Origin of the sequence: Kaistella jeonii, from assembly GCF_000812865.1 — a bacterium.
Classification (GTDB): domain Bacteria; phylum Bacteroidota; class Bacteroidia; order Flavobacteriales; family Weeksellaceae; genus Kaistella; species Kaistella jeonii.
The window spans coordinates 1-13,817 of sequence record NZ_JSYL01000014.1 but is presented as its reverse complement, the minus strand read 5'-3'; the positions used below and the strand labels follow the sequence as shown (position 1 = coordinate 13,817).

13 protein-coding genes and 1 pseudogene are annotated in these 13,817 nt (G+C 35.1%); 8 read left to right on the top strand and 6 right to left on the bottom strand.

Features of this window, described 5'->3' with window-relative positions:
• The first annotated feature begins 78 nt into the window (after nt 1-78).
• Entirely contained in the window at nt 79-2,583 is a 2,505-nt protein-coding gene (locus OA86_RS13640; protein ID WP_039354389.1) for a T9SS type A sorting domain-containing protein, read from the top strand.
• Between the two features lie 130 nt (nt 2,584-2,713).
• On the opposite strand, the gene OA86_RS13635 is transcribed toward OA86_RS13640, so the two are convergent.
• Entirely contained in the window at nt 2,714-3,154 is a 441-nt protein-coding gene (locus tag OA86_RS13635) for a hypothetical protein (RefSeq protein WP_039354388.1), read from the bottom strand.
• 168 nt (nt 3,155-3,322) lie between these two features.
• Here OA86_RS13635 and dacB point away from each other — a divergent pair, with 168 nt between their 5' ends.
• From dacB to OA86_RS13620, 3 genes are all read left to right on the top strand, one after another.
• Entirely contained in the window at nt 3,323-4,696 is a 1,374-nt protein-coding gene (dacB, locus tag OA86_RS13630) for a D-alanyl-D-alanine carboxypeptidase/D-alanyl-D-alanine endopeptidase (protein WP_039354387.1), read from the top strand.
• Between the two features lie 17 nt (nt 4,697-4,713).
• Entirely contained in the window at nt 4,714-5,880 is a 1,167-nt protein-coding gene (locus OA86_RS13625; protein ID WP_039354386.1) for a sensor histidine kinase, read from the top strand.
• Nucleotides 5,881-5,989: 109 nt separating this feature from the next.
• Complete coding sequence (locus OA86_RS13620) at nt 5,990-6,925, top strand: hypothetical protein (RefSeq protein WP_039354385.1); 936 nt, start codon at nt 5,990-5,992, stop codon at nt 6,923-6,925.
• An 85-nt stretch (nt 6,926-7,010) separates the two neighbouring features.
• Here OA86_RS13620 and OA86_RS13615 read toward each other — a convergent pair whose 3' ends face one another.
• Nucleotides 7,011-8,624, bottom strand: coding sequence for a M1 family metallopeptidase (locus tag OA86_RS13615; RefSeq protein WP_039354453.1), 1,614 nt, complete (start codon nt 8,622-8,624; stop codon nt 7,011-7,013).
• Nucleotides 8,625-8,739: 115 nt separating this feature from the next.
• On the opposite strand from OA86_RS13615, the gene OA86_RS13610 reads away from it, so the two are divergent.
• From OA86_RS13610 to OA86_RS13595, 4 genes are all read left to right on the top strand, one after another.
• Nucleotides 8,740-9,762, top strand: a complete 1,023-nt coding sequence (locus OA86_RS13610) for a glutaminyl-peptide cyclotransferase (protein ID WP_039354384.1) — start codon at nt 8,740-8,742, stop codon at nt 9,760-9,762.
• A 21-nt stretch (nt 9,763-9,783) separates the two neighbouring features.
• The gene (locus OA86_RS13605; protein WP_039354383.1) at nt 9,784-10,542 is read left to right on the top strand and encodes a hypothetical protein; all 759 of its coding nucleotides are present in this window, start codon (nt 9,784-9,786) and stop codon (nt 10,540-10,542) included.
• 85 nt (nt 10,543-10,627) lie between these two features.
• Complete coding sequence (locus OA86_RS13600; protein WP_039354382.1) at nt 10,628-11,242, top strand: deoxynucleoside kinase; 615 nt, start codon at nt 10,628-10,630, stop codon at nt 11,240-11,242.
• 53 nt (nt 11,243-11,295) lie between these two features.
• Nucleotides 11,296-11,643 (top strand): ArsC/Spx/MgsR family protein, encoded by a 348-nt coding sequence (locus OA86_RS13595; protein ID WP_039354381.1) that lies wholly within the window; start codon nt 11,296-11,298, stop codon nt 11,641-11,643.
• 18 nt (nt 11,644-11,661) lie between these two features.
• Here the strand turns inward: OA86_RS13595 and OA86_RS13590 are convergent, their stop codons facing one another.
• The 4 genes and pseudogenes from OA86_RS13590 to OA86_RS16055 all read right to left on the bottom strand — a co-directional run.
• Nucleotides 11,662-12,555: a TIGR01777 family oxidoreductase gene (locus OA86_RS13590; protein WP_039354380.1), complete on the bottom strand. Its 894-nt coding sequence runs from the start codon at nt 12,553-12,555 to the stop codon at nt 11,662-11,664.
• 12 nt (nt 12,556-12,567) lie between these two features.
• Nucleotides 12,568-12,876 carry a DUF493 family protein gene (locus OA86_RS13585; protein ID WP_039354379.1) on the bottom strand — a complete coding sequence of 103 codons (309 nt, stop codon included), beginning with the start codon at nt 12,874-12,876 and terminating at the stop codon, nt 12,568-12,570.
• Between the two features lie 68 nt (nt 12,877-12,944).
• Nucleotides 12,945-13,628, bottom strand: a complete 684-nt coding sequence (locus tag OA86_RS13580; RefSeq protein ID WP_039354378.1) for a DUF4197 family protein — start codon at nt 13,626-13,628, stop codon at nt 12,945-12,947.
• Between the two features lie 35 nt (nt 13,629-13,663).
• Nucleotides 13,664-13,817, bottom strand: a pseudogene (locus tag OA86_RS16055) (IS982 family transposase); the annotation flags it as partial.

Below are 13,817 nucleotides of genomic sequence, written 5' to 3'. Positions count from 1 at the left end.
TTAAATTTTTAATAATTTACCATCTGTTTTTTAAAATAAATTCTTAATTTCGACTTACTAATTACAAACATTTATACTATGAAGAAAATTTACTCGGGTTTAGCAATCATTTCGATGGTTCTCCTCTCCAATTCGGCATTTTCTCAACAGAAAATCTCGGCGGATCAAATTCAACCTGTTTTAGACAAGTTGGAAACATTAGGTAAACAAAATCCTTCTGGGGCGATTCCGCTTGATAAATTATCTAAAGAAGAATTTGCTATGTATAGAACATACAAATCTCAACAAACTGCCACTAACAGAAATCTTAAAACTTATGCGTACGGAATTACAGAGCAAGATTTAAAAGTTAAAGTTTCACAAACTGAAGTACAACCCATTTTGAATAAGATCAAAAATTTGGGAGATTCACCACTTGCTTTTCCTGAGCATCTTTTTACGCAGCAGGAATTAAAAACTTTGCGAATTTATGAACTTCAGAATCTCAAAACTCCAAAAGGGTCTTCTCCGGCATCTGGTGAGAAACTTTTAAATAAGGCGTATGCTTTAAATGGAAGAAATGCAGCGCGACCTTTTGGCACGATGCCGCTTACACCACCAAATACATTAACCCCTACAGGAGCAATACCACTTCCTCGAGCAATTTTTGCGGATGAGATAGCTGGTAACGGAAAATTGTATGCTTTGGATAACGCAAGCAGAAATTTAATTTCTGTAAATAATACCGGAGTTACTACCGATATAGGTCTTGTAAATCCTATTCCTGCTGCTTCTACTTTATCTGGATTATCCTGGGATAGTACAAAAAGCAAAATGTTCGCCATTGCAATTGGCGCAACTGGAGGAGAGTTATATACCATTAATTTAACCACTGGAGCTGCAACTTTAGTTGGTGCGATTACAGGAATGACAACACCGATATGGCTGGAAATTGATAATGCAGGAAATGCTTTCTCCGCAGATATTACCAGTGATAAACTGTATTCTATCAATTTAGCGAATGGAGCTGCGACTGAAATTGGAGCTTTAGGAGTTAACATGCAATTTGCGCAGGATGCAGATTTTAATAAAGATACAAACGTTCTTTATGCGGCTTCTTACACAGGAGGCGGCGTTGGTGGAATTTATACCATTAATACAACAACAGGTGCTGCGACTTTAGTTGGAGATACAACGCCTGATAATGCTGAATATACCATGTTCAGTATCGCAAATACAACGGAACCAGTTCTGGATAAAGCGTTTACTAAAAACTCTAATCCAAATGTTCCAGTCGTTTTTGGTACCATGCCTTTAACTCCACCGAATACATTAACTACCATCAATCCTTTATCAAACCAGTTGTTTGCTGATGATATGGCAGGAGATGGAAATCTTTATGCCCTGGATTATGGCGCGCTTAAGTTGGTTAAAATTTTCAATGATGGAACAATTCAAGCAGTTGGACCACTTACCAATTTACTAGTAGGTGACGGAGTAACAGGATTATCCTGGAACCGTGCAAACAATAAAATGTACGCGACGTCACTCAACAATACAGCAGCCACACTTTACACCGTAGATTTAGCAACGGGTACACTTACGGTTGTCGGAACAATCGCAGGTTCACTTGCACCAATATGGTTAGAAATTGATAACGCGGGTCTTGCTTACATTGCAGATGTTTTAACAGATAAATTATATTCTCTTAATCTAACAACTGCTGTTGCGACGGAAGTAGGAAGTTTAGGAATAGATATTCAGTACGCTCAGGATGCTGATTTTAATATCTCAAACAATGTTCTTTATATGTCAGCGTTTTTAAGCAGCCAACTAAGTAATCTCTATACCGTAAATACTACGACTGGTATCGCAACTTTGGTGGGAGATACTGCTGCTAATGAATTAACTACGTTTACGATTGCTGATACGCTACCGAATGCTCCTCTTGTTCCGCCACTAACATGTGGTGATACCTTCCTTGATTCTGGAGGCGCTAATGGAGATTATTCTAACAGTGAAGATATTATTTATCATTTTGCACCAACAACAGCGGGACAAGGTGTTAAAATAACTTTCACGCAGGTTGAAATAGAAAAATCTTCTGGTACTGGAACTGTTGGAGGATGTTGGGATTATTTATCATTCTACAATGGACCAACGATTAACTCTGCTGTTTTAGCAGCTGTAAAATGCGGTGAAACAAGCGGACCTCCATCTGTTCCTGCAAGTTCATTGCTTGTCGGAGATTCTTTCACTTCAACTGATCCAACCGGACAATTGACCGTAAGATTCCGTTCAGATTCAAGTTTGCCAAAAGCAGGTTGGTCTGCAACGATCACTTGTGCAAGTTTAGCAGTAGATAATGTGAATGGAAGTAAATTCAGTTATTATCCGAATCCAACTACAGGAATTTTAAATATTACAGCTTCTGGTAAAATAGAAAATGTAGAAGTTTATAATTTGGTTGGACAAAAAGTAATGAGTTTTTCACCAAAAGCTGATAAATCAGAAATTAATATGTCATCTTTAGCAAAAGGCGTTTACCTGGTAAAAGCACTTGTTAACGGTAAAGTGGTTACCAATAAAGTAATCAAACAATAATGACTGATAATTTCTAAAAAGTATATTAATTAAGAACCCTTCAAATTTTTGAAGGGTTTTTTCTTTCTAATTGATGTTTTGGAAGTTAAAACAGAAAATATTTCTGTAATAATGAGAATCAGCTTTTTACTTATGAATTTTTTCCAAATAAAACTTCGGAATTGATACCTAACAATTTGCCATGATGGTTAATGTCAGGTGAAGAATAGATTAACGCTTTGGCACGAATGGCCGCAATTTTTTTTAAATATCCCAACGACTGCGCATCTTTCATTGTAACATTTTCTAAATAATTTTGATGGCGAACCTCATTTTTCTTGAAGATTTCAGTTACTTTTTCTTCCTCCATCGGCGATGTAACTTTTACACTTACAACTAAACTGTCGTCTTCCAATTGGGTCTTATCATGGAAAAAAGAACGCCAGATCGATGTTTTAATTTCTTTGGAAATTGGTTTCTCATGCAGGTACATAATGAAAGTTGAATCATTGAAACCTGCACTTTCTAAATCTGCAGCTATTTTTGCAGACTGTTCTTGGCTGTGAAATAAGCCTGTGATGATTGAAGACATAATTTCGGTTTTTGATTATAGTTTCTTTACAAAGTTTACGAAAATAATGTCATATAAACAAGTTTTTGGAGCGGTTTAAAGTTTTATCTCAATAATAATATAATTGAGTTGCGGTTCATTTTCATTATTAAAAATTTTATTTCGTTATATTTGAAATCAAAAAGTTCGATGTACAAATTTGTTGCTCTCCTTTTACTTTCTTCAAAAGTTCTTTTCGCTCAAAATTTGGCGCAGAAGTTAGATGTTGCCACCAAAAATTTACTCAATACTTCACCCGCTTATTCTGCTAATCTTTCAGTTTATATCGCTGATGAAAATGGAAATTTTATTTACGAATATCAGGGAAATCAAGGATTATCAACGGCTTCGACGCAGAAGATTTTTACCGCAGCCGCAACTTTAGAAACTTTAGGGAAAAATTATCAGTTTACGACAACTTCCTCTTATTCCGGCTCCATTAATGGCGGGAATTTATCTGGTAATCTTTACATTAAATCTAATGGAGATCCTACTTTAGGAAGTTGGCGCTACGAAGGTTACAAACCTGAAAACTTTAAGCAAAAATTAATTGCTGCTTTAAAAGAGAAAAATATTTCTAAAATTTCTGGGGATTTGATAATTGATGATTCTTATTTTGACTTTCAAAGTACGCCCGGAGGTTGGCCATGGAACGATATGGGCAATTATTATGGAGCGGGAGTTTTTGGAGTGAACTGGCGTGAAAATCAGTTTGATATCAATATGAATGGTAAGGAAATGAAAGGCTTTAATTTAGATTTACCCAATGTAAAATGGGTCAATAATTCAAAGACTGGCGGAAGTTCTGATCAGAGTTTAATTTATACAGCGCCATATTCTGATGTAGCATATATCAATGGAACTTTACCTGCAAAAAACATCACTGTTTCTGGCGCAACACCAAATCCGCCGCTTGCTTTTGGTACTGAAATTCAATCGTGGTTAAAAGAAAATGGAATTGATTTTAAAGGAAATATTACTTCCACTTCGATGCAGGAAATAAAAGGCGAAAAGATATCAAATGCTCCTAAAAATAATATTATTATGGAATACAAATCGCCAACCTTAGATAAAATTATCTTTTGGTTTATGCGTAAAAGTATTAATTTCTATGGAGAAACTTTGATTAAAACTTTAGGAAAGGAAAAGAAAAATGAAGGCAGTTTCGAAGCCGGAGTATCTTATCTAAAAGAATTTTGGAAAAGCAAAGGAATTAATCCTGCGATGATCAATTTTGCTGATGGAAGCGGACTTTCCCCTCAAAATTATGTTTCTGCGAGAGCTGAAGTTCAGTCTTTGGTTTGGAGCAAAAAACAATCCTGGTTCAATGAATTTTTTGAGGGTTTCCCAACACAGGGAAATGGGATGAAAATGAAAAGCGGAACCATGAAAGATACCAAATCTTTTGCAGGATATCATAAATCCAGCGACGGGAAAAAATATGTTTTTGCAATCATTATCAATAATTATCAGGGTGGAAATATAAGTGATGCATTGTATAAAGTTTTAAATGTTTTGAAATAATTCCAGAAAAATAATCAATGAAACGCAGAAGTTTTTTTACTAAAATAAATAATTGGGTCATTTACATCTTATTGACTTCGGCGGTTGCAGGAGTAGTAATTGCATCAATTGTATTGATCGATTATTTACGAAAAGAGGAAATTAAAAGAATAGAACTTTTTGCAACTGCCATCAAATATCAGCAGGAAGAAATCATTGAAGATCCTATTGCACTGGATTTATTATTGCAAATCAGTAAAACGAATAATACGATTCCTGTGATCGTGACCGACAAAAATAAAATTCCAATTGGTCCTGATTTCCAAAAAAATATTCCGGAAAAAATACAGCAAGATCCGAAGAAGATGTTGGCATTGCTTCGAAAAATGGAAGGTTCTTACCGTCCGATCGAACTTCAAATGCCTGATGGAAATAATCAATATGTTTTTTACACCAACTCTAATCTGCTCAATAATTTACGTTATTCTCCCTATATTTTAGGATTACTGATCCTGGCGTATATTTTCTTCTCCTTTTGGTTTTTACGAACCATTAAAAAAACCGATGAAGGTTATGTTTGGGCAGGTTTGGCAAAGGAAACAGCGCATCAGATCGGAACACCGCTTTCTTCAATGATCGGCTGGATCACAATATTACGCATGGAAAATGAAAACAGTGAAGGCGTGAAAGAAATTGAAAACGACATCAACCGACTTAAAACAATTTCTGAAAGATTCTCTAAAATTGGATCAGTCCCGGAACTTAAAGATTTAAACATCAATGAAACTTTACAGCAGAATTACGATTATTTGAAGTCCAGAATTTCAAAAAAAGTGATTTTCAGGTTGATATTGCCGAAGCAGGAAATTTTGGTTCCACATAACCGAATTCTCCTCAGTTGGGTCATGGAAAATATTGTAAAAAATGCGGTCGATTCTATGAAAGGAGAAGGGAGATTAGAAATTGAACTTTACGAAAAAAATAAGTATACGGTCATTGATTTCAAAGACTCCGGTGCGGGAATGACGAATTATCAATCCAGAAATGCTTTCAAGCCTGGATATTCTACAAAAAAACGTGGTTGGGGTTTAGGACTGTCTTTGGCAAAAAGAGTTATAAAAGAATATCACAACGGAGATATTAAAATTGCGCAGACCGAAGTTGGAAAAGGAAGCACTTTTCGAATTATCATTAAAAATTCTTAAGTTGCTATTAAGGTATTGAGACAAAGATAATTGGGTTAAAACACGGTAGAAATTTCAAATTTTTTCAGGATTTATTGTTTAATTTAGTACACTCAATAAAACCAATATCATGAAAAAAATTCTAGTCACTTTTTCGCTGCTTTTTATTTTTGCAGCGAATGCCCAAATTATCGATTTCTTAAAAGATAAAGTTAAAGAAAAAGCCACATCAGTGGTAGGAGAGAAGCTCATCGGAAATTTAACAACTGAAGCAATTACCACTAATTTTAAAGATTGCAACAAAACAGACGTAAAAAATGCCGACTTCGGAAAAAACGAAAAGTACACCAATCTTTGCAGTACTCAATTTTCTCAAAGTTCAGGTTACGCCTTAAAACCGGGATATTATACGCTTAATCTAAAGAGTTTTTGTTTGAAAGCCGGAACTCACGCACCGAGTAAAGGTGACGGCTATTTATATGCTCCCGTGAAAGGTCCAAAGAAAGAAATTATAAATTCCCTCGTAAAAAACTGGTATTTACATCAGGAAATTCCGCAACAGACAGTACAAGCTTTGGTTTGGGGAGTAATCGCGAAATCCAGTTTCAAAAATATGAGTCCGGATCTGCAACTCGCTGCTGCAACACTTCTTACTAAAAGTGAATTGTTTCAATTATCGAAAATGGGACTCGATTTTGTTCCTGATAATTTAATGTCTAAAGCAAAAAGTAATCTACCACAACCGGTTCAGGTGGCTTTAGACGCGGAGAACAAGATCCGAAATTTCTTTAGTTCGTCTTCCTCAAATTATGCAGATCTGGAACGTTTGGCAATGCTCGGCGGGGTAAATCCCCAAACTTCTGAAATTTCGTATGGAACATGGGGACTTCATCCCAAAGGATACTATGTTTCTTACCAACCTCATGGTTATCGGGAAATGACGGTAAAAATTTATGTTCCAAATACGATAACCAATACTACTTTTATTCCGTCAGATGATGTCGCAGTTCCCGCAAATACTGGAAGTCAGAGATTAATGGTTTCTGATGTTTTAAATTGTAAATAGATTTATTTTAAATAAAAAATGTCATTTCCAAGAGAAGTGGCGTTTCTTTTATGAGAATATTTTAAAATTAAATTTCTTGTGATTTTTAGGTTTGGTTCTTGTAATTGATGTAATAATTCTCATCAAATTGCACCGGTTTACTCGAATTCAATTTCACAGTCTGCCATTTTTCTGTCGGTGAGATTTTCTGCGTTCCATTAATCCTAATTGGTAATTTTAAATTCATAACAATATTGGTATAACGGAATTTAAAAATATTTCCAATTTGAGAATATTCTAAAGTTGGAATTTTTGTTGTTCTTAAATATTGATTAAAAACGGAAGAAAAATCAATCCCCGATTTTTTAGAAATATAATCTTCGACTTGTTTCGTAGTCACTGTTTGGTGGTAAAAATCTTTATTTAAACCCCGTAAAATTTGTCTGAACTTCTCATCATTATTAATAACCTGGCGAATCGTGTGAATCATGTTTGCACCTTTATAATACATATCGCTGCTTCCTTCGTTTCTTACGCCGTATTTCCCAATAATTGGTGAGTCATTTCGAATGTTTTTTCGGATTCCGATGACATATTTTTCTGCGGATTTTTTATCCATATAATCTTCAACAAAGAGCGTTTCCGAGTAATTCGTAAAACTTTCATGAATCCACATGTCGGCTTGATCTTTTGCCGTGATATTATTCGCAAACCATTCGTGGCCGCTTTCGTGAATAATGATGAAATCCCAGTTTAAACCAACTCCGGTTCCGGACAGATCGCGTCCCAAATATCCATTTTCAAAATGATTTCCATAGGCTACAGAACTTTGGTGCTCCATTCCCAAATAAGGACTTTCTACCAATTTATAAGAATCTTCGTAAAAAGGATAAGGTCCAAACCAATGCTCAAAAGCTTTCATCATCGGTTTAACCTGTGCAAATTGCTTTTTTGCTTTCTCCAGATTATAATCCAGTACCCAATAATCCAGATCGAGCTTTCCTTTCTCACCATTGTACGTTTCTTTAAAATTTACATATTTCCCGACGTTAGGAATGATAGAGTAGGTGTTAATGGGGTTTTTGACTTCCCAGGTGAAAATGTTTTTATTATTTTCTGTTGTTTGAGAGATCAATCTTCCGTTTCCTACACCGACCAGATCTTTTGGCGTAATGATTTTCATGATCATTCCATTGTCAGGTTCATCGCTCCAAATATCTTTAGTAGGGAGCCAAACCGACGCACCTATTCCTTCCTGTGCTACAGAAATCCAGGGATTATTATTTTTATCTTTTGTGAAAACCCAACCTCCATCCCACGGAGCATTTTTTGCAATCGTAGGATTTCCGAAAAACTGAATGGTGAAAGAATGTGTTTCGCCCTTCTTGTAATTTCTTTTAGTTTCAATAAAAATAAAATCGCCATCTCTTTTTGAAGTGCATAGTTTTTCGTTAGAATTAATGATCTTATAATTCATCGGTTGTTGCAGATCGATCTGGAAAACAGGATCAGTAACATCTTTCGTAATTTCAAAAGTAATTTTATTGGTGCCTGAAACCGATTTCTCCTCAAAGTTCGGTTCAACCGTAATTTCGTATTTTTTTACATCCCAGAAATTTCTGAATTGAGTGTCAGAACCTTTTAGAGAATCCTGTTTGGTAAAATTTTGGGCAGGGGAAATGCCGGAAAGTAAAATTAGAAAGAGTGCGAATTTTTTCATAGTAATAAAGTAAGAGAAACAAAGATAATTATTATTTGCATTATTAAATTTTGGAAACATAGGTTTTCCTTTATTTGTGTCGTTAAAAATCAGTATTTTTGGCAAAATTACTTTAATGAAACTTAGAACGATCATACCAATTCTAGCCTTTGCTTTTTTAATTTCATGTAACAAAGACAAGGAAATTCTCAATACTTTAAATGATTACAATACTTCGATGGAATCTAAAGGTTATCATTTTGGTGACCCACTCAATTTACCGAAAGAAGTAACCAGTAATGCAGAAAGTGTTTCCATCAGTTTTGGGGATAAAGAAACGTCAAGTTTGGTTGTTGATCCGAAATTTTTCACATTAGGCGATAATGCGGTTACGTTTATCATCAAGAAAAAAGGTGGTGAAACGCTAAATCAGGATGCAACGATCAATGTGTTTGCAAAAAATCCGGAAGCGACGTTGAACTATGATATCATAAAAGAATATCCACACGATCCCAAAAATTTTGTTCAGGGTTTTCAGCTCGAAGGCAATACGATCTATGAATCTGACGGGCAACTAGGAGAATCCCGAATTTTGAAATATACGTTGGGAAGTACGACTCCAATTGCTGAAACGAAGCAACCGTCTGATATTTTTTCTGAAGGCTGTGCAATAGTTGGCGATAAAATTTACCAGTTGACGTGGCAAAATAAAAAAGGTTTCATCTACGACAAAAATTCTTTGAAATTACTCAGCGAATTTCCATACCCTAATGTCATGGGCGAAGGTTGGGGTTTAACGTATGACGGTAAAAATCTGGTCGCTTCTGATGGAACTAAAAATATTTATTTTCTAAATGCTTCGGATCCCTCCAAAATGGTTCGTTATATCGCTGTTGCGGGAAATACAGAGGCCTTCGATCAACTAAATGAGCTGGAATATCATAACGGATTTATTTACGCAAATGTTTGGCAAAAACCCATTATCTTAAAAATTAATCCCGCCAACGGTGAAGTTGTCGGTAAATTTGATTTCACTGAAATTGCGAAAAAAAATACCACAGGAAATGATGATGTATTAAACGGAATCGCTTTTAAAGGAGAAAATATGTTGATTACGGGAAAAAATTGGTCTAAAATTTATGAAGTTGCGATTAAATAATTGAATGCTAAGAATTGAAATTTGAAAATTTGTAAAATCATATTTCTATTTTTAATTTGCTCACTTTCTGCGCAGAAAAATCTCGCATTCGATTCTTTGAAATTAAAAGAGGTTCGGGATTTATTTGCTGATGATTACGGAAATATTTATCTCTATAAAAACAAAGATTTCAGCTTTACCAAATACGATTCTCTCGGAAATCAGAAAGGGAAATTAATGTTGACGCTGCCCTTTAAAATTCAGTCCGTTCAGAATCCGTTGAATATTCCGTCTTTCTCTGAGAATGCGCAGGAATTGAAATTCTTTGATCAAAACCTGAATGAAATTCAAACCGTCAATTTTCGACAGAAATTCGGATTTATCAGAATGGTTTACGCCGAAGATCTGCAGCAACTTTGGCTCCTTGATGAAAGTATGAAACGGCTTATTCAGTATAATTTCCGGGATAATAAGATCGTTAATTCTTTTCCTTTCGATATAAATTTTGAAGATCTGACTGACTTCTTGGTATTTGAAAGTAAGGTCTATTTTCTAGGACGAAACCAGTTTTCTGTTTATAATTTTAAAGCTGAAAAAATTATTGAGCAATCATTCAAAAATGGAAGAAGACTTCGGCGCGAAAATCAAAATATTCTAATCATGAGCGAAAATTCAGTTCAGAAATTTGAGGATTTTACTTTAAAGACGATTTTTTCTTCGCAATATTCGCAGATTGTGGATAAAAACTCTGCAGCTTATTTTGTTATCAAAGACAACAAACTTTATCTTTACAAACCCTAATTCAGAAGAAATAATTGATGGAAATCATTTATTCAAAGGGATTAAGAGACATATTTAATCATTAATCATCAATTAAACTTAGGAAATGCACATTGCTGTTACAGGAAATATTGGCGCCGGAAAAACAACTTTAACTACCATGTTATCAAAACATTATGGTTGGGATGCGCAATTTGAGGACGTAGATCATAATCCCTATCTGGAAGATTTTTATGCCGATATGGGTAAATGGAGTTTTGCACTTCAAATTTACTTTCTGGGAAGCCGTTTTCAGCAGGTGAAAGAGATTCGCGATAGTGGAAAAAACATTATTCAGGACAGAACTATCTATGAAGATGCGCACATTTTTGCAGAGAATCTGAATGATATGAATCTTTTGACAGATCGCGATTTCAACAATTATTCCTCTGTTTTTAATTTGATGAAGAGTTTTGTTTCGGCACCGGATTTGCTGATCTATCTGAAATCCGACGTTCCAAATTTGGTTAAGAAGATCTACAAAAGAGGTCGTGAATATGAAGCGACGATCAGTATTGAGTACCTTTCAAAACTGAATCAGAAATACGAAAAATGGATCTCTACTTATAAAGAAGGAAAGCTTCTGATCATCGAGGTTGATGATTTAGATTTTGTAGAAAGACCCGAAGATTTCGGTTTAATTTTGGAACGGATCGAAACTGAATTGCATGGATTGTTTTAAGTGAACAATTCTTATTTGCTCATTTCTATTTATTCACCTTTAATCTAAATGCCATGATAAAAGTACTTCACAATAATTCATGCTCCAAGTCCCGTGCTATTTTGGAACATTTAGATGAGAACAATGTTGCTTTTGAGATCATTGATTTTATAGAGCATCCTTTAACGGTTGTAGAAATGAAAACGGTTTTGAAGAAACTTCACATGTCTGCAGAAGAACTTATCCGTAAAAGTGAACCTTTATTTAAGGAGAAATTTGCAAATCAAACGCTTTCAGAAGACGAATGGATTGATGTGTTGGTTGAAAATCCATCTTTAATTCAAAGACCAATTTTAATCAAAGGAGAAGTTGCAATGGTTGGAAGACCTATTGAAAATGTGAAATATTTTATTGATAATTAAGAAGCTCGAACGCAAACTTTATACTAAATCTTTAAAGGCTTTTCCAAGCTCACTATATTTAAAATCAAATCCCTGCGATTTGATTTTTTCGTTTGAAGCACGCGTTCCTTCCAAAATAATAGAACTCATTTCGCCAAAAATCTGTTTTAACATAAAAGCAGGAACATTAATAGGAAGGAAAAATTTGCCGGAGATCTTTGCTAACTTTTTCATAAACATCTTGTTCGTCGGTAACTCATCTGCAACAGCGTTGAAATCACCCTTAAGTTCTGAATTTTCCAGGGCAAAAACATACAGGTCAACCAGATCGTCAATATGGATCCAGTTCATCCATTGGTTTCCAGTTCCAACTCCTGAGCCGATATTTAGATCCACTGTTTTTTTAAGAAGAGGGAAAGCTCCGCCGTCTTTTGCCAGAACAACTGATGTTCGCAAGCATACGATCCGATCGGAAATATCTGAAAAATGATACGCTGCTTTTTCCCAGTCTTCGCAAAGAGTGGCCAGAAAATCTGGATGTACAATGCCGGAATTTTCGTTTAAAATCTGATCAGAAGTGAAAGTTCCGTAATAATTGATTCCAGACGCTGAAATGAATGATTTTAGATGAACATTATTTGCAATGCAATATTCTTTTAAAAGGTTTGCAGTATCGATCCTGCTTGTAAAAAGTTCTTTCTTATAATCATCTGACCACCTTTCGCTGATCGTTGCACCCGCCAAATGTATGATCGAATCTAAATCTTTGAAAGCGTTTTCATTGATGAACCCATCTTCAAGATTCCAGTAAAATTCGTTTGGATCATCAGATTTTTTGCGGGTTATAACTCTTACTTCATGACCTTTTTGTCTCAGTTTTTCAACCAAGGGTTTTCCGATCAATCCAGTTCCGCCGGTAATTAAAATATTCATTTATTTTTTTGACTAAAGCATTATTACGCCTGGAATTTTACCAACTTCTTTATAAATTCTGATGACCTGATCTGCATCTAAAACGAAAGCACTTATACTGATAGAGGTGTACTTGCCGTTTTTACTGTCTCGCGTTGTCAATGTGAATTTCACATCGTCGAAAGCACGGTATATCTCAGTTATTTTTGCCTCTTCATTGGTAATGATAAATTTATAGAGATAATCCTCGGGGAAATTATGAGTTCCTTCCAGTTTTTCTTTCAGCGAAGCGTAAAATTCCTCGGGGTTTTTACCTCCTTTTTCACTTTCTAAATTGTCCATTTTGTAGGTTTTTACAATGAAAAAATTCCGAAATACTCGGAATTCAAATATAATTAAATTAAAACGAATTATTTCATCCCCGTCAGTGAATTCATAATTGCGCTTTTATTTTGTTGCTCATGGTTTTGAATGATACTGAATAGTCCGTTCACCATTTGTTCTGAAGCAAATCTGCTTATTCCCCCAGTTACTGCACTTGTAGAATTCTGTCCGCCAAAAAGATTTCCTAAAATGTTGGAACTTCCAAGTGCTGCGTTCAAAGTTTTCACAATTCCAAATTCGTTCAGTTTCGCATCAACCTTTGGTGCGATGGCAGCCATCAATTGTTGCGAAGTTCTTTCTTTAAGGATCTGCGTCGCAACACCGGTTCCGCCTTGAGCGATTCTCACTGCATCTTCCGTCGTAAGATTATTCACTGCATTCACTAAGATTGGTCTTGAAGTATCAACGGTGAACTGCGCCGCCTGTGCGATATAATCTTTCTCTTTTTGAACTAAATTGCTTAATCCCAGTTTTTGTAAAGTGCTGTTAACATCTTTTAATTGCTGTGGCATTGCAGCATCGATCAACTGATTCGCCAGAAAACTGTCTTTATTACTGAAGATATTAAGTCCCTTCGTAATTCCACCTAATAATATTGATTTTAAAACTGCTAAACCAACACTAGATGTGGCCAAAGCGACGCAGGATTGGGTGACCGGTGCAAGAGTAACTGCTGTTACTGTCGCTATTAGAAAGGTATTTCTGCTCATGATAGATTTTTGTTAAGTTAACCCGTAGTGCATTATTAAATTATTGAGATTTTAATATTGTTCATATTTCTTTTAAAGACAAATACGTTTACAAGTTGGATAAATGTTAATGCTGTTATTTTACTTAATATTCTGGTTTTAAAACCATTAAAAGATTTTGCATAATTATTTCTGATTTTAAATTGATCG